The 22132-nt window shown below is 65.2% G+C and carries 23 protein-coding genes; 7 read left to right on the plus strand and 16 right to left on the minus strand.

Features of this window, described 5'->3' with window-relative positions; genetic code table 11:
* Window positions 1-660: a 4'-phosphopantetheinyl transferase gene (locus FIU91_RS00475; protein WP_172974886.1), complete on the plus strand. Its 660-nt coding sequence runs from the start codon at window positions 1-3 to the stop codon at window positions 658-660.
* A 182-nt stretch (window positions 661-842) separates the two neighbouring features.
* On the plus strand, window positions 843-2168 hold the full coding sequence (locus FIU91_RS00480) for a chain-length determining protein (protein ID WP_152460997.1): 1326 nt from the start codon (window positions 843-845) through the stop codon (window positions 2166-2168).
* 3 nt (window positions 2169-2171) lie between these two features.
* On the opposite strand, the gene FIU91_RS00485 is transcribed toward FIU91_RS00480, so the two are convergent.
* The 3 genes from FIU91_RS00485 to FIU91_RS00495 form a co-directional block, all read right to left on the minus strand.
* Window positions 2172-3404, minus strand: a complete 1233-nt coding sequence (locus FIU91_RS00485; protein WP_152460998.1) for a CpsD/CapB family tyrosine-protein kinase — start codon at window positions 3402-3404, stop codon at window positions 2172-2174.
* A gap of 191 nt (window positions 3405-3595) precedes the next feature.
* Window positions 3596-4570 (minus strand): glycosyltransferase family 2 protein, encoded by a 975-nt coding sequence (locus FIU91_RS00490; RefSeq protein WP_152460999.1) that lies wholly within the window; start codon window positions 4568-4570, stop codon window positions 3596-3598.
* Window positions 4567-5769: a glycosyltransferase family 4 protein gene (locus FIU91_RS00495; RefSeq protein ID WP_152461000.1), complete on the minus strand. Its 1203-nt coding sequence runs from the start codon at window positions 5767-5769 to the stop codon at window positions 4567-4569. Before FIU91_RS00495 ends, FIU91_RS00490 begins: the two co-directional genes overlap by 4 nt.
* 116 nt (window positions 5770-5885) lie before the next feature.
* On the opposite strand from FIU91_RS00495, the gene FIU91_RS00500 reads away from it, so the two are divergent.
* The gene (locus FIU91_RS00500) at window positions 5886-6641 is read left to right on the plus strand and encodes a WecB/TagA/CpsF family glycosyltransferase (RefSeq protein WP_152461001.1); all 756 of its coding nucleotides are present in this window, start codon (window positions 5886-5888) and stop codon (window positions 6639-6641) included.
* A gap of 146 nt (window positions 6642-6787) precedes the next feature.
* Here the strand turns inward: FIU91_RS00500 and FIU91_RS00505 are convergent, their stop codons facing one another.
* The 6 genes from FIU91_RS00505 to FIU91_RS00530 all read right to left on the minus strand — a co-directional run bounded on the left by FIU91_RS00505 (window position 6788) and on the right by FIU91_RS00530 (window position 12155).
* On the minus strand, window positions 6788-8119 hold the full coding sequence (locus FIU91_RS00505) for a glycosyltransferase family 4 protein (RefSeq protein ID WP_254702008.1): 1332 nt from the start codon (window positions 8117-8119) through the stop codon (window positions 6788-6790).
* Window positions 8116-9528, minus strand: coding sequence for a hypothetical protein (locus FIU91_RS00510; protein ID WP_152461002.1), 1413 nt, complete (start codon window positions 9526-9528; stop codon window positions 8116-8118). The genes FIU91_RS00505 and FIU91_RS00510 overlap by 4 nt, the downstream gene beginning before the upstream one ends.
* Window positions 9529-9630: 102 nt before the next feature.
* Window positions 9631-10050 (minus strand): hypothetical protein, encoded by a 420-nt coding sequence (locus FIU91_RS00515; RefSeq protein ID WP_152461003.1) that lies wholly within the window; start codon window positions 10048-10050, stop codon window positions 9631-9633.
* 119 nt (window positions 10051-10169) lie between these two features.
* Window positions 10170-10802 carry a DUF1523 family protein gene (locus FIU91_RS00520; protein ID WP_152461004.1) on the minus strand — a complete coding sequence of 211 codons (633 nt, stop codon included), beginning with the start codon at window positions 10800-10802 and terminating at the stop codon, window positions 10170-10172.
* 68 nt (window positions 10803-10870) lie between these two features.
* The gene (locus FIU91_RS00525) at window positions 10871-11317 is read right to left on the minus strand and encodes a MarR family winged helix-turn-helix transcriptional regulator (RefSeq protein WP_093011934.1); all 447 of its coding nucleotides are present in this window, start codon (window positions 11315-11317) and stop codon (window positions 10871-10873) included.
* A 46-nt stretch (window positions 11318-11363) separates the two neighbouring features.
* A complete protein-coding gene (locus FIU91_RS00530) occupies window positions 11364-12155 on the minus strand; it encodes an alpha/beta hydrolase (protein WP_152461005.1) in 792 nt (263 codons plus the stop codon).
* Window positions 12156-12241: 86 nt separating this feature from the next.
* Between FIU91_RS00530 and FIU91_RS00535 the strand changes: the two genes are divergently transcribed.
* Entirely contained in the window at window positions 12242-13720 is a 1479-nt protein-coding gene (locus FIU91_RS00535) for an NAD-dependent succinate-semialdehyde dehydrogenase (protein ID WP_152461006.1), read from the plus strand.
* Between the two features lie 65 nt (window positions 13721-13785).
* Here FIU91_RS00535 and FIU91_RS00540 read toward each other — a convergent pair whose 3' ends face one another.
* From FIU91_RS00540 to FIU91_RS00570, 7 genes are all read right to left on the minus strand, one after another.
* A complete protein-coding gene (locus FIU91_RS00540) occupies window positions 13786-14259 on the minus strand; it encodes an Hsp20 family protein (protein ID WP_152461007.1) in 474 nt (157 codons plus the stop codon).
* A 135-nt stretch (window positions 14260-14394) separates the two neighbouring features.
* Window positions 14395-15180, minus strand: coding sequence for a serine protease (locus tag FIU91_RS00545; RefSeq protein WP_152461008.1), 786 nt, complete (start codon window positions 15178-15180; stop codon window positions 14395-14397).
* Window positions 15177-15977 carry a serine protease gene (locus tag FIU91_RS00550; RefSeq protein WP_254702009.1) on the minus strand — a complete coding sequence of 267 codons (801 nt, stop codon included), beginning with the start codon at window positions 15975-15977 and terminating at the stop codon, window positions 15177-15179. The genes FIU91_RS00545 and FIU91_RS00550 overlap by 4 nt, the downstream gene beginning before the upstream one ends.
* Window positions 15978-16069: 92 nt before the next feature.
* Entirely contained in the window at window positions 16070-17449 is a 1380-nt protein-coding gene (glcF, locus tag FIU91_RS00555; RefSeq protein ID WP_152461009.1) for a glycolate oxidase subunit GlcF, read from the minus strand.
* Between the two features lie 17 nt (window positions 17450-17466).
* Window positions 17467-17808 (minus strand): hypothetical protein, encoded by a 342-nt coding sequence (locus FIU91_RS00560; RefSeq protein WP_152461010.1) that lies wholly within the window; start codon window positions 17806-17808, stop codon window positions 17467-17469.
* Entirely contained in the window at window positions 17805-18914 is a 1110-nt protein-coding gene (locus FIU91_RS00565; protein WP_152461011.1) for an FAD-binding protein, read from the minus strand. The genes FIU91_RS00560 and FIU91_RS00565 overlap by 4 nt, the downstream gene beginning before the upstream one ends.
* Window positions 18915-18987: 73 nt before the next feature.
* Window positions 18988-20436, minus strand: coding sequence for an FAD-linked oxidase C-terminal domain-containing protein (locus FIU91_RS00570; protein WP_152461012.1), 1449 nt, complete (start codon window positions 20434-20436; stop codon window positions 18988-18990).
* Between the two features lie 138 nt (window positions 20437-20574).
* On the opposite strand from FIU91_RS00570, the gene FIU91_RS00575 reads away from it, so the two are divergent.
* Genes FIU91_RS00575 through FIU91_RS00585 form a run of 3 tightly spaced genes read left to right on the plus strand, consistent with a single transcriptional unit; the run spans window position 20575 to window position 22092 of the window.
* On the plus strand, window positions 20575-20985 hold the full coding sequence (locus FIU91_RS00575; RefSeq protein ID WP_093011952.1) for a CopD family protein: 411 nt from the start codon (window positions 20575-20577) through the stop codon (window positions 20983-20985).
* A 3-nt stretch (window positions 20986-20988) separates the two neighbouring features.
* Entirely contained in the window at window positions 20989-21696 is a 708-nt protein-coding gene (locus FIU91_RS00580) for a DUF599 domain-containing protein (RefSeq protein ID WP_093011954.1), read from the plus strand.
* 36 nt (window positions 21697-21732) lie between these two features.
* Window positions 21733-22092, plus strand: a complete 360-nt coding sequence (locus FIU91_RS00585) for a hypothetical protein (protein WP_152461013.1) — start codon at window positions 21733-21735, stop codon at window positions 22090-22092.
* Window positions 22093-22132 lie beyond the last annotated feature (40 nt).

Raw genomic sequence — 22132 nt, forward strand, 5'->3', positions numbered from 1 at the left:
ATGCCCGCAGCGGTTCTGGAGAAGATGATCGCGGGGCTCGGCTCCGCATGGCCGGCCGGAGTGGCTGTGGCGATCTGTCCGCCGCAGTCCGAGCCCGGCGATCTCTACCCGGTCGAGGAAGCAGCGGTCAGCCGGGCTGTCACCGGGCGGCGCGCGGAATTTGCGGGCGGGCGCCGAGCTGCCCGCCGCGCCCTTGCCGCACTCGGCCACCCGGAGGTGGCAATTCCCATGGCGGAGGACCGCAGCCCGATCTGGCCCGAGGGCATTGTCGGCAGCGTCTCGCATTGCGATACGGCCTGCATCGCCGTGGTCGCGCGGCAAACCGATTACATGGCGCTTGGTGTCGACATCGAGCCTTTCAACCCGCTGCCCGAGGACATCCTGCCAGAGATCGGCCTCGCATCCGAGCTCGACGCGGTCGGTCCGGACCGCAGGCTTGCCGGACGTCAGCTCTTCTCGGCCAAGGAGGCGGCCTACAAGGCGCAATATCCGCTTTCGCGGACGCTATTCGGGTTCGATGCGCTGCGCTATGACGGGGCCGTGCGGGCGCTGCGTTTCGCCCGTCCGGTGCCCCCCTTCGCGAAGGGCCAGACGATCCCGGTCAGTCAATGGACCGGCGACGGCCTCTGCCTGTCGCTATCGGCATTATCCCGCACCTGACCTGCCCAATTGCGGCGAAAACATGGCCGTGATTTCCGAAATCGGGATGGTTTGTTTCGCCACCTGAAGGGTCGCAAAAGTGGCAACATTCGGGCGAAGCGTCTAGATTGTGTCGAGGACGGGCCGCGCCCCAAGTGCGATTCGTCTCTGTGCAGTGGGGGCCCAACTGCCGGAGTGACGACATGTTGCAGATCCAGAGCAAGGACGAGCTGTTCGCAGCGTTGCGTCGCCGTATGCCGATCATGGCGGGCATCATCCTCCTCGGCTGCGTGCTGTCGGTGCTGTTCGCGCTGGGACAGCAGAAGCTTTATATGGCAACGGCTGTCGTTCAGGTCGAAAATGCACGCATATCCGCGCCCGAGGAGGGGATCGGCGTGACGTCCGACGCCGTGCGCCGGATCGAGCTGATCAAGCAGCGGATGACATCCTCCAAAAACCTACTTCGCATCGGCGAGCAGATCGGTATGTTCGACGTTGAGGACTCCTCCGAGGAGCTCAGCCGTACTTCGCGGCTGATCATCATGCGTGAGGCGATCCAGATCCGTGAGATCGCCGACGACCGGATCAACCAGCCGCGCACCGCGCCTTATGCCCTCATCATCGAGGCGACAACGGACGATCCGGTTCGCGCCGCGGCGCTTGCCAACGAGGTGATGCAGGCGGGAATAGAAGAAGCGCGCCAGCAGAACCTGTCGCGCGCCGAGGACGCCTTGGCTTTCTTCGACGAGGAAGCCGCGCGGCTCGAAGCGGCCATCGAAGAAAAAGAGGCTGAGCTTGCTGTCTTTCGCCGGGAGAACGACCAGGCGCTTCCCTCCTCTGTCGGAGCGCTTCGTACGCGGCTGACCTCTCTGGAGGAAACAGCCTTCGGCATCGACCGCGATATCGCCGAGTTGCAAACCACGAGCACGCGCCAGCGCGATGAGGTGCGCCAGCAGGAGATCGCCCTTCTCGAGGACCAGAAAGCGCTCGTGGAGACGCGCATGGCCGAGATCGAAGAGGCCATCGCGCGTGCGCCGCAAGTGGCGCAGGAGCTGGCGCTGATCGAACGGCAGATCGGCAACCTGCAGGAGCAGTACCGCACGGTCGTGAGCCAACGCTCCGATGCGGAGCTCGAACAGGTGCTGGAGGCGCGCGATCAATCCGACCGGCTGACCGTTCTGGAACGGGCCGTGCCTGCGGACGAGTCTATCTCGCGCAGCCGCCGCTCGATCGCGACCATCGGCGCAGCGCTCAGCGTGGCTCTTGCACTTGGCGTCGCCTATGCGGCAGAGGCGTTCAATCCCGCGATCCGCACTGCCGCGCAGCTCGAGCGTCGCCTTGGCATCACGCCGGTCATCACGGTTCCGGTGGTTGAGCGCCGCAAATCGGGTTGGGGCAGCCGCCTCGGCATTCTCGCCGCGCTTGCAGCCTTGGCAGCCGCCGTCGCGGCGGCGGTTCAGTTCTTCGGAACTCGGCTGCTCGACCCGGCGCTCTGGGAGCGGTTTCTGCCCCGAAGCCTCGCGGACTAATCTCTAGTAGGTGTATTTTCGCGCGGTGGAGCCTTCCGCGCGATTGAGTACGACGCCCAGCAGCGGGGTCTCGGTCCCGAGGCGCGCTTCGACTTCGCGGATCTCGCGCTCGCTTGTCAGGCCGCCGCCGACCACAAGGATCACCGCGTCGATATGCGGCCGCATTGCGATCACGTCGTCACCGTAGAGGGCAGGCGGCATGTCGAACAGCATCACGTCGGGCCTGTAACGTTCCTGAACGTGGTTCAGCGAATGACCCGTGCGCGGATCCTGCAAGAGCTCCGACGCGTAGGTCTCCGGCGCATCGTTGAACGCGATGGCGAGGTTCTGCGAAGCGTGGATGGCGTTCGGTCCGAGCCGCAGCAGATGGTCTTCGGGGCCGCTCGCGCCCCGCAAAAGGTTGCCGATCGGACCCATCCCGCTCAGTCCGAACACCTTCGACAGAGAGGGATTCCGCAAATCAGTGTCGAACAGGATCGTGCGGCAGTTTTCCTGTCGCGCGAGGCTTATCGCGAGGTTCGCGGCGGTGAACGTCTTGCCGCATCCCTGTGTCGGTGAGGTGATGGCGATACGGGTCCATCCACGCTCCGCAAGCGCCTGCAGGAGCCGTGTACGGAGAACGTCGAACGAGGAATGCGCCGGGTCGTAGCGGCTTGCCGTAATGATCCGGTTGCGATCGAGAAGGCGCTCGTCCACGCGAAACGTGTCGAGCGCGCGCCAGTTGGCGTCCTGATCCGCGGCGCTCTCGGAAAGGCTTCGCGTCACGGGCGTTGCCGTCCGTTCCGCCGGAGGTGCCATCGCCGGAGCGGTTGCCGGACCGTCATTCAACTCGTCAGCGCGCGTCAAGGCAGCCGGCTCCTGAGCCTCGGCCATAGACGGCGGCGTCTCTTCCGGCGCTGCGTCTGTCGGCGCGTCCTGGCGCATCTCGGGCTCAAGGCGGACTGGCGGTTTGGTCAGCGTTTTCCGGGGAACGTCCGGTTCCTTGTCAGCCGGGTCCGGCCGCGCTTCGGGCGCACCCGCAGGGCGCTGTGCCTCCGGCGTTCGGCGCGGCGGATTCTTGCGGCGAAAGGTGCGCGGCTTGTCCCTTGCCTCGCCACTCTCCACGGAAGCGGGGGGCGCCGCATCTTGCGGGACACGATCCTTCGGACGCTCCAGTGGCGCGACGGGGCGCATGTCATCCTCTTCGCGGGCGCGCACCGGGCGGTTCTTCCGGCGGAAGGTCCGGTCAGCACTCATCGCGCGCTCCATTCGGGACGGAACGCGGTGCTCGGTGGCTGCTGCCACGCTGAGGATAGGCCTGCCTGCATCAATATGCCTGGTCTCAAGTTTGGTGTCTTCTGCTCCACGTTGGTTAAAGACGACGATTCTGTCGAAAATTGGGTCGAAAAGCGGGGATTGTTTACGGGCCGCATTGGGTGCGGGTGCCGCTACGCCCGATCTTTTCGATACTCGATCAGCCGCATGTCTCGCCGCAGCATCGACCGAAAATAAAAACGGAGCATTCCGACCAGAACCGGCGCTTTCGCCAACGTGAAGAGCGTGGCGAAGGCGCGGGCGTCGGCAGGTCGTGTCCCGGTGTTGCGGAGTGTGCGGTAGCCGCTCAGCCAGCTGCGTCCGTAGATCGCGGGCGGGAGGATGACGAGCGGCCACCAGAGCACCGCGAGAACCAGCGTTGCGACGGGGAGCGCCAATCCGTAGAGCCATGCGCGCCAGCGTTCCGTGTGCCTGCGGCCCGGATGTTTCGCGCCCAGCTGCGCGAGCCCATGACCCGCCCGTTCAGTGCGCCGCCACCATTCCGAAAGCCGGGTCATGCCGGCGTCGTGTGTGACCATCTCTTCGGGCAGCCGCTCTAGGGCCCACCCATCGCTGGCAAGCCGGGCACAGAGGTCTTCCTCCTCCGAGGCGATGAAGCCCCGATCGAAGCCGCCGACCGCATCGAAGCTCGACCGGCGCACCATCAGGTTTCCAGAGCAGGCGTCGATAGGGCCGGCCGGCGCGCGCCATTCCCAGTCGATGAGACGGTTGAAGACAGAGTGGTCCGGCTGCTCTTCCCGTGCCCACCCGGTCACGAGGGCGTGGCGCTGGTGCTGAGCGAGAAAGTCCTTCGCAGTCTCGATCCAGCCTGGCGCCAACACGCAATCGGTATCGACGAATTGCAGATACGGGGCGGGATCGTGCAAAGCGGCTGCGCCGGCATTGCGCGCGCGGGCTGCGGTGAAGGGACGGGACATGTCGAGCCGCACAACCTCCGCCCCCATCTCCTGCGCGATCTCCGGGCTGCCGTCGCTGGAGCCCGAATCCACGTAGACAAGTCGCGCGCCGCTCCTCTTGGCGGCAGCAAGTGCCGCCGGCAGGCGTTGGGCTTCGTTGCGCCCGATCAGAACGATATCCACGTCGCTCATCGGGCGGCCTCGATATGCGCCGAAAGCTTGCGTGCTTCGATGCGCGCGTCGAACTCCGCCGCGACGCGCGCACGGGCGGCCTCTCCCATGCGGCGCGCTGCATCCCGATCCGAGAGGCACGCCTCCAGCGCATCCGTCAACGCGCCGAGATCGCCCGGCGGCACCAGCCGGCCGCTGACACCGTCCTCGATAAGCTCTGGGATGCCCGCGATGCGCGAGGTGACGACTGCACGCCCGGCGGCCATCGCCTCCATGAGCACGACGGGCACGCCCTCGGCGAAGCTCGGCAGGCAGAAGACATCCGCGTCCGCCAGTGCCTCGGCCACCTTCTCGGGCGGCTGATATCCCAGAAACCGAACACGCTCCGCGAGGCCCGTCTCGCGCGCCAGCGTCTCGAGCGCCACGCGGTCCGGGCCATCGCCCACATAAGTCAGTGTCGCGTCCGGATGCGTCCCGGACAGCTGCGTCAGCGCACGCAGCAAAAGGCGCGGCCCTTTCACCCCGACAAGTCTGCCGACAAAGAGGAGGCGGGCCCCTTCTGTCTCTGGAGCCGTGTAAGCCTCTGGATAGACGCCGCAATGCACGATCTTCAGCTTGTCCCAGTCGGCGGGATCGGCAAAGCACATCAGCTGCGAGCGCGCGAAATGCGAAATGCACGAGACGAAGGCTGCACGGCGCGTCTTCTCGGCAAGATGCCAACGGGGCGCTTCGAAGAACGTATCCGGCCCATGGATCGTGAAAGAGTAGGGGATGCCGGATAGCGCCGAGGTAAGCATTGCCACGTTGCAGGATTGCGATGCGAGGTGGTTGTGCAGATGTGCCACCTTTTCGCGTTCGAGATGCCGGGCAAGGACGGCAGCCTCAAGGAAATAGAACAGCTGCCAGAGCAGGGCGCGCGGTCCGTCAGCGGAGGTGCGGACTGCGAGGTGGAGCGTCTGCCACCAGCGTCTCGGATGATGTCTCAGGTAATGCCAGTGCGCGCCGAGAAGCGTTGCAGGGCGCTTTGCAGCTTCGATCACATGCCAGGTTCGCGCTTGCTCGGCCTCTTGTGCGGGGCCGGACAGCTCCGACCGGGCGGTGCGCCGTATGGAGCAGGTCTGGACCTCGTGTCCGACCGCGCGCAAACCCTCGATCTCGCGCTCGATGAAGGTATGCGAGACGCGCGGATAGTGTCCGGTGAGGTAGGCCACGCGCTTCATCCTGGGCACCTCGCGGGCAGACAGGACACGGGCGGCATGCACCGAAGTCGAGCGACGCGCATTTGTCCTGCACGCCGCGGGCCACTGATGCTATGAGCGCAGCGATGGGACAGGACATGACATTCGAATACGCGGGCACGCGCGTTGCCGTGAATGTCGCGGATCACGACGCGCTGTCGGCCGCCGTCCGCGACCGTCTCTCCGAGGGACGGGGCTTTGCCGTGGCGACGCTCAATCTCGATCACATGGTCAAGCTCCGAAGCGATCCCGAATTCCGCGCGGCCTATGCGAGCCATGACTTCGTGACGGCCGACGGCAACCCTGTCGTTTGGCTCTCGCGTCTTGCCTCGCGTCCCGTCGACTTGGTGCCTGGCTCGGATGCGATCCTGCCGCTCTGCCGTGTCGCGGCCGAGCTTGGCGCGGCAATCGGCCTTTATGGCAGTACGGAAGAAACGCTCGGTCGCGCAAAAACCTATCTCGAAGCCGAGGTGCCGGGCCTCAGGATCGCCTTTGCCGAAGCCCCGCCGATGGGGTTCGATCCTGATGGCGACGCCGCACGCGATGCGCTCGGACGTATGCAAGCCGAAGGAGCGCGCCTTGTCTTCCTGGCTCTTGGCGCCCCGCGTCAGGAGTGCTTCGCTGCACGCGGACGCGAGATCGCGCCGGATATCGGCTTCGTCTCCATCGGCGCGGGTCTCGATTTCTTCGCCGGTCACCAGAGACGCGCGCCGAGACTCGTCCGGAAGCTGGCGCTCGAATGGCTCTGGCGAATGCTGAGTGACCCGCGACGATTGGCCCCGCGCTACGCGAAATGCGGCGCGATCCTGCCTCTGGAGGTCATACGCGCGCTCAGGCAACGCCACTCTCCGTGATCCGGTGCGGGCGCAGAGTTTGGCAAGGGCGGGGTCGCCATCCATCTTGCCAGTGTGTAGGCACCCGCGCCCGCCTTCAATCAGCGCGCGTTCGAACGTGCCGCCGACCACCACCGCGTCCCGGTCTTCCTGCAATGAGGGATAGGTCATGACCCTGCCTCGTAGGATGAAGGCGTCTCTGCGAAAAAGTTCGGCGCCGGGCCCTCTCTGCCCGCCAGCACCCAGCGATAGACCTCGTCGATCTGTCGCGCCTTCGCCGGCCAGGTGAAATGCCGCGCGACCTTCGCCGCAGCCCGAGCGCCCTTGGCGGCGAGGACGTCAGGCTCCGCGACGATGCGTTCGAGCGCTTCGCGCAGCGCAGGCACCAAGCCCTCGGGCGGAAGGCAGGGCACCTTGTAACCGGTGGTCTCGTCCACGAGCTCTCCGGGCCCGGCATAATCGACCACGAGCGGTGGCAATCCGAGGGCCATCGCCTCAAGTACCACGCCGCCGCCGAACTCACGGATCGACGGGAAGGCGAGGACGTCGCCTCCGAGCAGGATGTCCTGCACCGCGCCATGCGCCTGCCAGCCGTGGAAGGTGATGCCAGCCCCGAGAGGGTCGGCAAGGGTTTTGAGGCGGGGCATTTCGGGGCCGTCACCGACGATATCGATGACCAGCTCTCCGCGTTCGATCAGGGGGCGTGCGGCCTCGATCAGCATGTCGACACCCTTGAGCGCGACGAGTCGCCCGACAAACACCGCGCGGAAGGGCGCACCACGCTTGCCCGGGCTCGCGCGACCCGAGAAGCGTGTCGTGTCGATCGCGTTCTCGGGCAACCAGATCGTCTTGTTCGCAACCGACTTCGGCAGCTCCGCCGCGGTCAGGCGCGAGCCCGTGAGGATGACGCTGGCATGTTTGAGCGTGGCGGACCGGCCCGGCACGAGCTTGTGCACATCGCGGATGTAACCCAGCCATTCGCGTTCCGCGCGGCGCACATGGCCGTAGCCTTCCGGCCAGGGCACGCCGCCATTGATGGGTCCGACGACGAACGGCACGTCAATCGCTGCGAGCTTGGCAGCCAGGGGCGATGTCGCGGTCGGCGACAATGGCGTGATCCTGTGCACGAGGTCATAGCGCCCCGCCTTGAGATCCGCGCCGAACCGCTCCCAAACCTTGCGCTCGAACCATGGATAGGTGAGCGCCTGCGCGGCCTGGATCATCGTCCAGCCTTTGCCCTCGCCCATGCGAAGCATCTCGGCGACGCGGTACGCGGGTCGGGCGAGCGCCTCTGTGTCGATCGCGGTGAACTCGTCACCTTCGATCATGCCTGCCCGCAGGATCGCCTGCCGGTTGCGGATCTGCGTGACGAGGTGGACATCAGCGACCTCCCGCAGCGCCTGGGCCATCGACCAGCCGACAAGCGGCACCGACACCCATTCGGGATTGGCCGCCTCGGCGATGGCGAGGACGCGCGGGCGGGATGCTTCAACGCTCAAAGGATCGGCTTCCAGCGCAACGGCGCAGGCCCTCTTGGCGTCGCATCAGGTGAATCGGTTGTGCTCCGCCGCTCGGGCCGCTCCGCATGCGCGAGGAGCACACCGGCCAAAAGCCAAGTGATCGGTGTAAGCGTGGCGTTCGGAATGAGGTCGAAGATATTGAGCGATAGCAAGAGCGCGAGCGGCGGCGCATAGGGTGAGAAGCGCTCGGGGTCGCGCGCGATTCCAGCGGAAAGGAGCAGGAAGATCGGCATGAGCAAGAGGCCGAATTCCGCAACCAGTCCGACCGCGCCCAGCACGCCCAGGGTTAGAACCCAGCGGCCATCGGTGATCGTCTCCCATTCGCCGCTGGCGGAGTTCATCACGTGATTGCGCCCCCAGCTGCCCCACCCGAAAAACGGCCGCTCGAGCGCGCGTTCCATCAGCACATTCTCGTTCGCCATCCGGAATTCGAGCGAATATGCTCGTTCGGCATCGATCTCGGCTATATTGGCGAGAAGCTTTTCTTCCGGCACGATGCCGCTCGTCTTCGAGAGCGGATAGGCCAGCGCGAGACAGGCAATGAGTATCGCAGCGCCTGTCTGGATGCGCCGGCCGGTCAGGACAAGAAGCGGGACCACCGTGAGCGCCATAAGAAGCGCGCCGAAGGATTTCATTGCCAGAAGTGTTCCCAGAAGAAGAAGCGCGGCGAACAGCAATTTCGTGCGCCCGCTCGACTCGCTCCGCCAAAGCGTGAAGGCACATAGCGTGGCCGACAGCGTGAAGAACGCCACCCAAAGGCCGTGCTGTAGAAAGACGACGGGGCGATACGTGTCTCCACGTTCCGCCTGGCTCTCGAGCGCCTGCTGGAATCCGTAGAACCCTTCGTTAAGGATCGGGCCGAGCGGCACCTCGACCAGCATCAAAGGCACGTAGGCGAGGCCGCCAAGCGTCACCACCAAGGCGACGTCCCGCAGCGCGCCGCCTGAGGCGAGATGCTGACGCGCCAGCAGGAATGGCAGGATGGTGAGCGCATGTCGGAGGGCTAACCCCACTCCGTCCTTCAGGCTCATTGCCGGTACCTCGAAGCGGCCCCAGCGCACGGGATCGAGGTTCATCACTGCGGTCATGAGCGGGGTCGCGAGATAGAGGGTCAGCAGAAGGCCAACCAGGGGCGATTCAGGCCAGAAGGATCGGGCCGATTGGTTGCGGAACGCGACGAGGCAGGCCAGGCACACCACGCCGGGCAAGGTGACCTTGTCGAGACCCGGCAGAAGCGGCAGATCGAATGCGGCGGGTTCGGGAGGCAGCAGAAGGTATCCTCCGATCACCGACACCAGCAGCGCCCGGCCCGGCGGAAGGAGCCGGAACGCCGCAAGCGTGACAATCGGCCAGAAGCCGAGCATCAGATATGCGATGGCGTTGGGCATGTTGCGTTCTGCCGACCTCGATCTTCTGCGCCTGCGCCGCGAGCTTACCAGCCGCGTCCTAGCCTGTCGCGCGCTGCCGCGCCATCGTGATACCGGACCCCGTCAGAGGCCAAGCTGCGCGCGGGCCTCGCTTTCGGACATGAAGTCGAAATTGGCGGCGTCCATCTCACCCGGCGCGACTTCGGGCAGGAAACAGACGCAGCGCTCGCCCTGAGGCGTCTTCAAGGTCACCTCGGTCTCATCGTGCTCCTCGTCATAGGCAAAGCTCAGATCCGAAAGGCTGGCGCTGCCCATGCTGTCCGGGAAAACGACGACAACCTGGTCGACCATCGGGTCGAAGTTCTCGAACCAGGGCTCCTCGGCGCTGATGACGGGAAGTCGTGGCGCATCGGCGGGATCGGCCGCGGCCGCTGCCTCGGGGCCGGCCTCCTCGAGGTCGTCAGCCTCGTCCAGACCGGGAAGAAACGCACTGAGCGTCCCGCCCAAAACGGCGACGCCCAGAGCCGCAATCGTCTCAAACATCGAAACTGCCCTCTTGCTGACCGTTGCGGCCCCGGTCTGATCGCCAGGGTCCACACTTGAGCAGAGTAGAGGGGGATTTCGGCCCGTTTATGGCAGAATTGGCAACAAAAGCGGCGCGGTCAGCGCCCGCGCACCCAGTCCGTCACCCGCTTGCGCCGGGATTTGAGGCCATGTGCCGCGTCGTCGAAACTGTCCGCGGCTTCGCTCAGGACCGGATCGATCCGCGCCGCGCGAAAGCGCCGCCAGCGAACCCAGATGGCCCAGAACACCGCGAAGAGGACGATGAGAATGAAGATCGCGCGCCAGGGAATGATGCGGACATCCGGGCCCTCCACCGACTTCAGCGCCACGGCGTTCGGGAAGATCGACAGGAACTCCGCGCGCCAGCCGTAATGGCGGATCGCGACCCAGTTGGGCTCGCTTCCGGTCGAGCGCAGATCAGCGGCCTCGGCCTGCAGGTTCGAGCTGTTGAACTTGAAATAGGGCGGCCAGCCCCAGCCGGTATCCTCGTTGCGATAGACCATGATGTCGTCGCCCGCGCGCCGCGTCTGGATGAAGAACACATCCCGGCTGTCATTCGGGCTCGCCCCGGCATCGCCGCGCGTCCAGAACAGGCTGTTCGCGCCGATATCCTCGCGTTTTTCGTAGGTATCGGTGATCCGCACGATATCGTTCTGCGGCAACGTATAGTGCAGGAAGGACAGAAGAACCGCCCAGAAGAGGATGATGAAGGTCCATTTCACATAGGCCATCGGGCGGGCACCTCGTTACCTTGTTCTGCGCGGTGACATTGCCCCAACCGCGGGGGCGATCCAAGGCCTCACTCTGTCTTCGGAAGAAGCGCCGAGCGCAACTGCCTAAGGCCATTTTGCAATTCGCCGATCTCCCGCTGCGACATGCCGAGCGCCTCGGTGATGCAGGCAGGCACATGCGCGGCCTTGGCACGAAGCGCGCGACCCTCCGGCGTCAGGTACAACAAAACGCGCCGGTCATCTGCCGCGTCCCGGTCGCGCCGGATGCGCCCGGCGTCTTCCAGCCGTTTCAGCAGAGGCGTGACCGTGTTCGTCTCGAGCCCCAGCCGCTGCCCGATCTGTCCGACGCTGAGCGGCTCTCCGGCCCAGAGCGTCGTCATGACCAGATACTGCGGATAGGTCAGGCCCAGAGGTTCCAGCAGCGACTTGTAGAACCGCCCCATCGCGTTCTGCGCGGCGTAAAGATCGAAGCAGAGCAGGGCCTCGAGCCCCGTTTCCGGAAGCGTATCGGTCATTCCTTTGAGGTAGGAGCGCGATAGGGGAACGGCAAGCGCACTCTCCTTAGCCCAAAAGCGCTTCGGTTATCCGGCTGTCCTCGCTCTCGAGCCCCGCGATCACATCGAAATGGTGCTTGCCGGGTTCGATCACGTGCTCGGCATCCCAGGCTTCGGCAAGCCAGCGCGCCTGATCGAGGAAGGCGGGCCGCTCGTCCGCGCCGACCCAGACGGTCACGCGGGCGCTCGGTTTCGGCTGATGAATCGGGCTTTCGGCGCGAGCCATCTCTGCATCGAGTTTGAGATCCTCGTTGATCGAGGTTCGCAGAAGCGGCTCCAGGTCGGACACGGGTGAGATCGGCATGACGTGATCGATCCGGCTTGCGACATCCTCCGGCAGCCGGCCGGGCTCCAGCATTCGGGCCACGAGATGCCCGCCTGCCGAATGCCCCGCGAGTCGGATCGGCACCTCCGTCACTTCCCGCGCGGCCGTGGTCACCGCATCGGTGATCTGCCGGGTGATGTCCGCCACGCTGACACGCGGGCACAGATCATAGGACGGCATGGCGACCGCCCAATGCCGCCGCAGCGCGCCTTCGGACAGATGCGACCAGTCTCCGCGGCCGAAGCGGCGCCAATAGCCGCCGTGAACGAAGATCAAGAGGCCCTCGGCCCGCCTCAGCGGCAGGAACAGATCGAAGACGTTTCGCGTTCCGTGTCCGTACATGAGACCAAGCCGTGCCCGGTTCGCCGCCCCCAGTCTTTTACGCAAATCTTGCGCCTTCTCCGCCCAAAACGGCGGGAAGCTCGCGGCGTCGGGAATGTGGTCCTGATTGTTGTAGTCGTCGTCCAGATCCATAAGCTCTCTCCGGGGCGTTTCTGGCGACAATATCGAGATGAATCCGCGGGTCCAACCGGATTGCCCGCATCAGACAGGAGAGAGACATGCTGGATCGGACGACGGACCTGAAGGCGATGCTGAGCGACCCGTCGCTCCTTGAGGCACGCGCCTATGTGAACGGGCAGTTCATCGACGGCGACGACGGGACGTTCGAAGTGACGAACCCCGCGCGCGGCGACGTCATCGCGGAGGTGGCTGACCTGTCGCGCGCGCAGATCGGCAAGGCCGTGGACCACGCTTTCGAAGCGCAGAAAGAATGGGCCCGCTGGACCGGCAAGGAGCGTTCGCAGGTGCTGCGCAAATGGTTCGACCTGATGATGGAGAACCAGGACGACCTTGGGAAGATCATGACCGCAGAACAGGGCAAGCCGCTGGCCGAAGCCAAGGGCGAGATTGCCTATGGCGCGTCCTTCGTCGAATTCTTCGCGGAAGAGGCCAAGCGCGTTCTCGGTGAGCAGATTCCGGGTCATGCGCGCGACAAGCGCATCCTGGTGATGAAGCAGCCCATCGGGGTCGCGGCCTCGATCACGCCGTGGAATTTCCCGAATGCGATGATCACCCGCAAGGCCGGACCTGCACTGGCAGCGGGCTGTTCCTTCGTCGCGCGTCCCGCCTCCGAAACGCCGCTCTCGGCGATCGCACTCGGCGTTCTGGCAGAGCGGGCCGGACTTCCGGCGGGTGTCTTCAATGTGGTGCCGACCTCGTCTTCCTCCGAGGCGGGCAAGGAGTTCTGCGAGAACCCCAAAGTCCGCAAGCTGACCTTCACCGGATCCACCGAGGTGGGCCGGATCCTATTGCGTCAGGCCGCGGACCAGGTGATGAAATGCTCGATGGAGCTGGGTGGCAACGCGCCCTTCATCGTCTTCGATGACGCCGATATCGACGCGGCCGTGGAAGGGGCGATCGCCTGCAAGTTCCGCAACAATGGCCAGACCTGTGTCTGCGCGAACCGCCTCTACGTGCAGGACGGCGTGTATGACGAGTTCGCCGAGAAGCTGAAGGCGCGGGTGCAGCAGCTCAAGGTGGGCGACGGTCTTGCCGAGGACGATGTCGATCTCGGCCCGATGATCACCCGCGATGCCATAGACAAGGTGCAGGCGCATATCCGCGACGCCAAATCCAAGGGTGCGAAAGTCATTCTCGGCTCCGATCAGGAAGATCTCGACGGCAATTTCTTCAAGCCCGCCATCGTCACCGGCGCGACGCAGGAGATGGATTTTGCCACCGAAGAGACATTCGGTCCCCTCGCGCCGCTCTTCCGGTTCACGGATGTCGACGACGTGATCGCAATGGCGAACGACACGATCTTCGGGCTAGCCTCGTATTTCTATGCCAAGGATCTGAGCCGGGTCTGGAAGGTCGCCGAAGAGCTCGAATACGGGATCGTGGGCGTGAATACCGGCCTCATCTCGACCGAAGTCGCGCCCTTCGGCGGCGTCAAGCAATCCGGCCTCGGTCGCGAGGGCTCGCATCACGGGATCGATGAATATCTCGAGATGAAATACGTCTGCCTGACGGTATAAGACGAAAAACGCCCCGGCCATCGGGCCGGGGCGTTCGCGAGGTCATCCAGTCTTGGCAGGCAGGATCAGTTCACCTTGTCAGCATCGACGACGTCTTTCGCCTTCGCTGAGTTCTCGATCTTGCGGATCTCGACCCGGCGCGGTTTCAGCGCTTCGGGGATTTCGCGCTCGAGATCGATATGCAGCATTCCGTCTGCATAGCTCGCTCCGATCACGCGCACATGGTCAGCGAGATGGAAGCGACGCTCGAACGCACGGGTTGCGATGCCGCGATGGAGGTACGTGCGGCCATCATCTTCGTCGGCCTTGCGAGCCGAGACGACGAGCGCATGGTCCTTGACGTCGACGGACAGGTCGTTTTCCGAGAAACCGGCGACCGCGATCGAGATGCGATATGAATCGTCGGCGGTCTTCTCGATGTTGTAGGGCGGATAGGTGGGCTGGGTGACATCATTGGCGAGCACCCTGTCCATCATGTCGGCGATTTGGTCGAAGCCGACGGTGGCTCGGTAGAGCGGTGCGAGATCGAAACTACGCATGGATTATCCTCCTTTGAGCGATACCATATGTTGTATGCCTTCCCGTTTCGGGACAGACAGCGTTCAGTCAATCGGGACCCATAGAGGCGTCCCAGGCAGAAATTTGGGGAGCGTGTTCAGCGCTTTCAAGATCTCTCAGGGCCGGACGAATTTCGCTCCTCCGGCACGCGCGCCGTCGCTGACCCGCAGCCGCCGCGCGCCTTCGGAAACCGGCGGCCGAGCGCCCTCGTTCCGCAGCTCGCGCATCAGGTCCGGCACCTTGGCCGACAGGTCCATCCCGTAGGCGGCGCCGCCGCCCCCGCCCGAGACGAGCGAGACGATATGCCGACTGCCGAAGCTCGTTTCGAAAACAGGCGCGCCCGATGAGCCGAAGGTCACGTCGCAATCGAAGGCGAAGATGCCGCCGCGATACGCCTCGGTCATCTGGCAAATGGCTTGCCGAGAGAGGGTTGTCTCCCGGCCTCGCCCGTAGGACAGGACGCTGAGGTCTGTGCCGCGTCCGGGCGGCGCGCCCACGCGGAAGGGGCTGGCCTCGGCCGACGTGATGGGCGTTTCAAGTTGAAGCAGGGCAATATCGCTGCTGATCTTTTCGGCGCTTTGCCCGCCATCCCCGGCCCCCGGATAGGCGGGATCGAGCGCCATACGCGAGATCCGTCGAGCGGCGATTGCGTGATTTCCCGTGAGACCGGCGCGGAACGTGACGCCAGCGGACGAGGCAAGTTCGGAGACGCAATGCGCGGCGGTCAGGACAATGTCGGAGGCGATGAGGGTCGCTGTGCAGAACCCCTCAGGCGTATCGAGCCGGCCGACCCCTTCCCAGCTCAGCACTTCGTCCCTGCGGTCGAGCGCGTCCAGCGGCGTCGCGCCCTGAGCTGCGGCGAGACAGGGCAGCAGGAGGAAGGCGAGGGCCGCACGGATCATGGCCGGAGGAACTTCGCGTCGGAGTCCGCGGAGCCCGATTGCGTGACCGTCTTCACCCCCGGCAAGCGGGCATTGAGGCTGTCGGCCTCAAGCGCGTCACGCAGCGTCGGCAACGCGGCTTCGACAGAAACGCCAAGGGAGACCGGCACGCCGTCAGATTCGGCCTTTGCAGAGACGATGGACACCACGCGCGGCGTGCCTGTCTCGAAGGAGAAGACGGGCGAGCCCGAGGCGCCGAAATCCACTTTGCAGGACATCACTATTACGCCGTCCTGCAAGGATAGCACTTCGCAGCGCTCTTGCAGCGACGGCGCGTCCTCGCCATCGGCGGCATAGGACACCGCGCCGATCCGGTCGCCGCGTGCGGGGTCGGTATCTGTCTCGAAGGGCGTAATCGTGGTGTTCTGGATCGGATGCTGCAGCTTGAGCAGCGCGATGTCACGCTCGACCCGCTCCGGGCTCGAAGGGCGGTTCGGGTCGTAATCGGGATGCGCCACGGCGCGGCGCACATGGCGGTAGGCGGCCGCCCGGCCGTTGCGCCAGCCGGCGAGGAACTGCACCTCGTCAACGGGAACGCGCGCGCCGGTCTCTCGGTCGAAGAGGCAATGGGCGGCTGTCAGAACGAGTTCCGGTGCGATCAACGCTCCCGTACAGAACGCCTTGCCGCCGACCTCGAGCCGACCCACCCCGTCCCATGCGCCGCCGGAGGCCGATGAGCCGAGCGAAAAGATTCCCTGGGCGGGGCTCTGCCCGGCGGCGAGCATGAAAAGGGCGGCTAGGATAAGACGACGCGGCACTCAGGTCTCCTGCAGGTTCGGATCAGTCCGATCTAGCGATGCGGCATGACGGGAATGCGGCACCGATGGGGCAATGGGTCGCCGTCCTGCGATCAGAGTGTTTCCATGAGTTTCGCCGGTTTCGGCCCGCCTGTCGCCCAATCCAGTAGCTCGACCGTGTGCACGACCGGGATCTCCGTGCCCGAGCCGATCTGCATCATGCAGCCGATATTGCCGGCTGCGATGATGTCGGGGCTTTTGGCCTCGAGCGTACGCACCTTGCGCGTCTTGAGCTGACCCGAGATCTCGGGCTGCATCAGGTTGTAGGTGCCTGCAGAGCCGCAGCAGAGGTGGCTGTCGGCAGGTTCGACCACTTCGAACCCCGCCTGTTTCAACAGTGCCTTCGGATGCGTCTTGATCTGCTGTCCGTGCTGCAGCGAGCAGGCCGCGTGATAGGCCACGCGGAACGCGCCACCCCGCGTGGCCTGTGGCGGCGCAAAGACGCCGTGACCGGGCGCGGCATCGATGCCCGCGATCCCGTCGCGCGCTTCCTGCGCCGTCTGCGTGGGCGGCTCGTTCATCAACTCGGCCAGCACCTCCGAGACATCGCGCGCAATGGCGGACACTCGCGCGGCATCTGCCGCCAGCGGCTCGGTGCGGAACATGTGCCCGTAATCCTTGACCGTCGTACCGCAGCCCGAGGTGTTGATGGCGATGGCGTCGAGCCCGTCCCCGTCCATCTCGCCGCACCAGGCGCGGATATTGCGCGCCGCCGTGCCGTGCGCCTCGTCCGTCTTCCCCATGTGATGGGTCAGCGCGCCGCAGCAGCCCATGCCGCGCGCGATCACCACCTCCGCGCCAAGCCGAGTCAAAAGCCGGATCGTCGCGTCGTTGATATCGGTATCGAGCGCCTTCTGCGCGCAGCCGGTCATCAACGCGACCCGCATCCGGCGCGCGCCCTCTGCCGGAAAGACCTGGGGGTCGTCGTTGCGGCTGACCGGCGGGATCGTGGCCGGCGCCATGTCCAGCATCGCGCGCAGCCGCTTGTCCGGCATCAGCCCCTTGAAGGGCCGCCCGATCTTCGCGCCGAGCAGCGCAAGGCGGAACCGCGCCGGATAGGGCAGGATCCGCGCCAGCACCCAACGCAGGGCACGGTCCTGCCATGGGCGCTGGTAATTTTCTTCGATATAGGTCCGGGCGTGATCGACGAGATGCATGTAATGCACGCCCGAAGGGCAGGTCGTCATGCAAGCGAGGCAGGACAAGCAGCGGTCGATATGCTTGACCGTCTTCTCGTCCGGCACGCGCTCGTTCTCGAGCATGTCCTTGATGAGATAGATCCGCCCACGCGGCGAATCGAGCTCGTCGCCCAGCACCTGGTAGGTCGGGCAGGTCGCGGTGCAGAAACCGCAATGCACGCAAGCGCGCAGGATCTCGTTCGATCGCTCGAAATCGGGGTTCTGCAATTGCTCGGGGCGAAATTCGGTCTGCATGATGGTCCTTGATCGGGTCAGGAAGTGAGGAATTGCGCGGTGGCGAGGCCGAACCACGGCAAGGTGGTCGCAAGGCTTCCGGTCACGCGGGCCCATTTGCGGAGTGGCGCGGACCTCATCGCGCGCATCGCCGCATGGGCCGTGAAGGCGACAGCACTGACCCAGGCGAGCCAGAGACACGCCACGGCCGCGAACGGCGCGCGATCCACAAGGCTCGACCCCGCGACCATCAACGCCAGCGCACCGATGGCCAAAGCGGCCATAAGCGCGACCGAAGGTTCGGCCCGCGTCAGGATGAGAAACAGGAGGGGTCCGGCGCCAAAGGAAATCGCGAAGGCCAGAAGAAGCTCTGTCGTCATGCCGTCACGGGCTCCGACCGGAAGAGGCCTCTGGGGTCGAATTTCCGGCGCAGCCCATCGGTCAACTTCGCGATGGCCGGCGGTTCCGGCTGAAAGCGCGGGAGCTTTGCAAGGTCGGCGGGATCTGCGCGCACCAATGTCGCGTGACCGCTGATGCCGGTAAGCGCATGGCGGGCATCGTCGCCGCGCCGCAGGCACGCCCAGACGAGACCGCCGCCCCAATCGAAGAAATGCGCCTTCGCGCCAAGCCGCTCCGCGACGACCGGGCCCTCGCTCGGCTTGACCGAGATCCGCCAGATATTCCCCGCGCTTTCGGCGAGGTGTTCGGCATCCCGGATCGCTTGCCAGAGGATCGCGTTCTCGGCCGAATCGACAATCCGGTCCTGCGCCGCCTCGGCAAAGAGCTGGCCGAGCGCCTCAAGGCGATACTGCACCGAGCGTTCGAACCCCTCGATCCTGAGACAGGTGCGCCCGCTGGCGGGCAGATGCGCGGCTCCCGTCACCTCGTAGGGCGAGCCGAGCGCGCGCGACATCGCCGCAACGGCGTCCCTGTCGTTGAGTCCGTGAAGCACCAGTGTCGCTTGCATCTCGGGGACCGGCAGCACCTTGAGCGAGATTTCAGTCAGAACCCCGAGCTGGCCCCAGCTTCCCGCCATCAGCTTCACGAGATCGTAGCCGGTGACGTTCTTCATCACCCGCCCGCCATTCTTGACGATGGTCCCGTTGCCATCGACGAAACGCACGCCCAGCATGAAATCCCGCGCCGCCCCCGCCTGGATCCGCCGCGGGCCGGAAATATTGCCCGCCGCAACGCCGCCCAAAGTCGGCTTGCCGCGCGTGCCCAGAAGCGCGCGATGGTCCATCGGCTCGAAGGCAAGTCGCTGGTTCTCACGGGCCAGCGCGTCCTCGATCTCCGACAGCGGCGTGCCGGCGCGCGCCACGAGCGTCAGTGCGCCCGGCTCGTAGAGCGTGATTCCCGACAGGCCACCGGTCTCGATCACCTCGCCGGTGCCAAAGCCGCCCCGAGTTCCGCCCCCCACGATCCTGACCGGGCCGGACGCCGCGCGGATCGCCTCGCTCATCTCCTGTTCGCTGCCGGGTCTCATCGGGCGGCCTCATGCTCTTTGGGTTGGGACAAATACCGTCGGGGGAGCGCGAGGGGGCAGACGGCCCCCTCGCTCATTCGGCTGCGATCTTCACGCTCCGCCTGGCATCCGAGGCGTCGAGCGGGAAGACCTTGGCCGGGTTCAGTAGCCAGCCGGGATCGAACACGTCCTTTACCGCCATCTGCGCCTCGAGATCCTCCGGCGCATATTGCGTGTGCATCAGGTCGCGCTTCTCGATGCCGACGCCGTGTTCGCCGGTCAGGCAACCGCCGACCTCGACGCAAAGCTTCAGGATATCGGCGCCGAGCGCTTCGCACTTTTCCAGCTGACCGGGTTCGTTGGCATTGAAGAGGATCAGCGGGTGCATGTTGCCGTCGCCCGCATGGAAGACATTCGCCACGTCGAGCCCGTACTCCTTCGACATCTCGGCGATGCGGCTCAGAACGCGGGGCAGTTCGGATACCGGGATCGTGCCGTCGAGACACATGTAATCGTTGATCTGGCCCATCGCGCCGAAGGCCGATTTCCGCCCGAGCCAGATCCGCCCGGCCTCGTCGGCATCCTTGGCCTCGCGCAGCTCGACCGGGTCGTGCCGACGCGCGATCTCCATGATGAGGCTCAGCTGGTGATCGATCTCGGCATCCGATCCTTCGACCTCCACGATCAGAAGCGCCTCGCAATCGGGATAGCCGGCCTTTGCGAACGCCTCGCAGGCGCGGATGCAGGGCCGGTCCATGAACTCGATCGCGACGGGCAGGACACCGGCCTTGATGATATCCGACACGCAGGCTCCGGCCACCTCATTCGAACCGAAACCCATCAACACCGGCCGTGCGCCTTCGGGTTTGCGCAGGATCCGCAATGTGGCCTCAGTCACGACGCCAAGCTGCCCTTCGGATCCGCAGATCACGCCCAGAAGATCGAGCCCGCCCGCATCGAGATGCGCGCCGCCGAGTTCGACAACGGTCCCATCCATCTGCACCATCGTGACGCCGAGAAGGTTGTTCGTCGTCACGCCGTATTTGAGGCAATGCGCGCCGCCCGAATTCATCGCGATATTGCCCGCGATGGCGCAGGCCAGCTGCGAGGACGGGTCGGGGGCGTAGAAGAACTGCTCTTCCTCGACGGCGCCCGTCACCGACAGGTTGGTCCGCCCGGTCTGCACCCGGATGAAGCGGTTGTCGTAGTCGGTTTCGATCACTTCATTGAGGCGCGCGACGCCGAGGATCACGCAATCGGCAGTCGGCAGCGCGCCCCCGGCAAGGGAGGTGCCCGAGCCACGCGGCACGACCGGCACGTCCATCTCGTGGCAGATCCGCAAGACGTCCGAGACCTCTTCGGTGGAAGCGGGCAGCACGGCTGCAAGCGGCGGGCATTTATAGGCGGTCAATGCGTCGCATTCGTAGGCGCGTGTTTCGGCCACATCCGCGATCACGGCATCCGCAGGCAGAACCTTTCGCAGTCGCGCGACGATCTCGTCCTTGCGGGACAGAACGGCACTGTCGGGTGTCGGCATATCCATGGCGCGGCCCTCCTCTGACGCGCGGGAAACATCTAGCATACGGGGCCTCAAGTCCAGTGCGCCGCATCTGTCATCTCGCCGCATCGCCCGCGCGACATTAGCCTTGCGCGGACCTGTCCGATCGCTCAAACGAGAGACATGACCTGGATCAAGATCGTCCATATTCTCTGCGTGATGGGCTGGATGACCTCCATCTTCGCCGTGCCGCGCGCGCTCATCTACTGGAAGCGCGAATATGCACGCCTCGGAGAGTTCGGTCCTTTGGGCGACCTGACGATCCGGCTCTACCGCTTTTCGCTGGGCCTTGGAGTGATCGCGCTCATTACCGGGCTCTGGCTCGGCGGGCTTCTGGCCATGCCGGACTGGGTCTGGCTGAAGCTCGCGCTGGTGATCCTTCTGGCCGCGCATTACGGGTGGACCGGCCGCATGGTCCTGCGCGCACGCAAGGGCACCTTCACCGAGAGCGACCGCTTCCTGCGGATCTTCAACGAGGCGAGCGTGTTCGGGGTCATCGCGATCCTCTGGGTCGTCGTCGCGAAGCCGTTCTGACCCATGCCGAGCGTCCTCGACCTTCTGACCTGGCTCGACTGGCTCGCTCTCGCGCTTTTGCTGATCGCCTGGCTCGCTACGACCCGCGCGGTCGAACATCCGCCTTCACGGCGGCCCTCGACCTCGTCCTTGATGGCTTCCTACCGGCGTGCCTGGATGGTGCATTTCGTGACGCGTCAGCCGCGCATCTTCGACAGCCAGATTGTCGGTATCCTGCGGCAGGGCACGGCGTTCTTCGCTTCGGCCAGCATGATCGCGATCGGCGGCGGGCTCGCGCTGATCGGCAATGCCGATCAACTGCGCGGGCTGGCGAGCGATCTTGCGCTGGGCACCGATCCGGTCGTCCTGTGGGAGCTGAAGGTGATCCTGATGCTGCTTTTCGCGATCAATGCCTTTCTGAAATTCGTCTGGTCGCACCGGCTGTTCGGCTATTGCGCGGTGCTTATGGCTGCGGTGCCGAACGATATCGCCGATCCGGGCACGTTCGAGAGGGCGCGGCAGGCAGGAGAGATCAACGTGACCGCCGCGCGCAGTTACAATCGCGGCCTCAGGGCCGTCTATTTCGGGATCGCCTCCACCGCATGGCTGGTCGGGGCCTGGGCGCTGATCCTCGCCACGGCTCTGACGACGGCGGTGATCCTGCGACGCGAGTTCCTGTCGGACAGCCGCGAGGTGCTGTTGTCGAACCTGCCGAAAGACACGGAAAAATGAGCCCCGTTTCATCGCGTCGGTGCTAGCTAGAGACACATGAAATCACTGCTCCTGCCACTCCTCCTCGCCACCACCGCTGCTCAGGCCGATCCGGTCACGATCGTCGATGCGTCGATGGAGAAGACGGGCATGGATTGGCGTGTCTCCGTAACGCTTGAACACCCCGATACCGGCTGGGATCATTATGCCGATGGCTGGCGCGTGGAGACCGAGGACGGACAGGTTCTCGGAACCCGGACCCTTCACCATCCTCACGTGACCGAGCAGCCCTTCACCCGGTCCTTGTCATCGGTTCAGGTGCCCGATGGCGTCTGGACAGTCTTCATCCGCGCGAAATGTTCGGTCGACGGTTGGGGAGAGGAGCGGCTGGCCGTGAAGGTGCGCCCCGAGCTGTAAGCCCGGAGCGCTTGGGGTCGTCTCGTTTTCGTGCCCAGCC

The sequence above is a fragment of the Roseivivax sp. THAF30 genome, from assembly GCF_009363575.1.
Lineage (GTDB): Bacteria > Pseudomonadota > Alphaproteobacteria > Rhodobacterales > Rhodobacteraceae > Roseivivax > Roseivivax halotolerans.

Excerpts from the sequence above, each read along its gene's own strand:
- FIU91_RS00475 (WP_172974886.1), top strand. The coding sequence starts at position 1 with ATGCCCGCAGCGGTTCTGGAGAAGATGATCGCGGGGCTCGGCTCCGCA.
- FIU91_RS00480 (WP_152460997.1), top strand. The coding sequence starts at position 843 with ATGTTGCAGATCCAGAGCAAGGACGAGCTGTTCGCAGCGTTGCGTCGC.
- FIU91_RS00485 (WP_152460998.1), bottom strand. The coding sequence starts at position 3,404 with ATGAGTGCTGACCGGACCTTCCGCCGGAAGAACCGCCCGGTGCGCGCC.
- FIU91_RS00490 (WP_152460999.1), bottom strand. The coding sequence starts at position 4,570 with ATGAGCGACGTGGATATCGTTCTGATCGGGCGCAACGAAGCCCAACGC.
- FIU91_RS00495 (WP_152461000.1), bottom strand. The coding sequence starts at position 5,769 with ATGAAGCGCGTGGCCTACCTCACCGGACACTATCCGCGCGTCTCGCAT.
- FIU91_RS00500 (WP_152461001.1), top strand. The coding sequence starts at position 5,886 with ATGACATTCGAATACGCGGGCACGCGCGTTGCCGTGAATGTCGCGGAT.
- FIU91_RS00510 (WP_152461002.1), bottom strand. The coding sequence starts at position 9,528 with ATGCCCAACGCCATCGCATATCTGATGCTCGGCTTCTGGCCGATTGTC.
- FIU91_RS00515 (WP_152461003.1), bottom strand. The coding sequence starts at position 10,050 with ATGTTTGAGACGATTGCGGCTCTGGGCGTCGCCGTTTTGGGCGGGACG.
- FIU91_RS00520 (WP_152461004.1), bottom strand. The coding sequence starts at position 10,802 with ATGGCCTATGTGAAATGGACCTTCATCATCCTCTTCTGGGCGGTTCTT.
- FIU91_RS00525 (WP_093011934.1), bottom strand. The coding sequence starts at position 11,317 with ATGACCGATACGCTTCCGGAAACGGGGCTCGAGGCCCTGCTCTGCTTC.
- FIU91_RS00530 (WP_152461005.1), bottom strand. The coding sequence starts at position 12,155 with ATGGATCTGGACGACGACTACAACAATCAGGACCACATTCCCGACGCC.
- FIU91_RS00535 (WP_152461006.1), top strand. The coding sequence starts at position 12,242 with ATGCTGGATCGGACGACGGACCTGAAGGCGATGCTGAGCGACCCGTCG.
- FIU91_RS00540 (WP_152461007.1), bottom strand. The coding sequence starts at position 14,259 with ATGCGTAGTTTCGATCTCGCACCGCTCTACCGAGCCACCGTCGGCTTC.
- FIU91_RS00545 (WP_152461008.1), bottom strand. The coding sequence starts at position 15,180 with ATGATCCGTGCGGCCCTCGCCTTCCTCCTGCTGCCCTGTCTCGCCGCA.
- glcF (WP_152461009.1), bottom strand. The coding sequence starts at position 17,449 with ATGCAGACCGAATTTCGCCCCGAGCAATTGCAGAACCCCGATTTCGAG.
- FIU91_RS00560 (WP_152461010.1), bottom strand. The coding sequence starts at position 17,808 with ATGACGACAGAGCTTCTTCTGGCCTTCGCGATTTCCTTTGGCGCCGGA.
- FIU91_RS00565 (WP_152461011.1), bottom strand. The coding sequence starts at position 18,914 with ATGAGACCCGGCAGCGAACAGGAGATGAGCGAGGCGATCCGCGCGGCG.
- FIU91_RS00570 (WP_152461012.1), bottom strand. The coding sequence starts at position 20,436 with ATGGATATGCCGACACCCGACAGTGCCGTTCTGTCCCGCAAGGACGAG.
- FIU91_RS00575 (WP_093011952.1), top strand. The coding sequence starts at position 20,575 with ATGACCTGGATCAAGATCGTCCATATTCTCTGCGTGATGGGCTGGATG.
- FIU91_RS00580 (WP_093011954.1), top strand. The coding sequence starts at position 20,989 with ATGCCGAGCGTCCTCGACCTTCTGACCTGGCTCGACTGGCTCGCTCTC.
- FIU91_RS00585 (WP_152461013.1), top strand. The coding sequence starts at position 21,733 with ATGAAATCACTGCTCCTGCCACTCCTCCTCGCCACCACCGCTGCTCAG.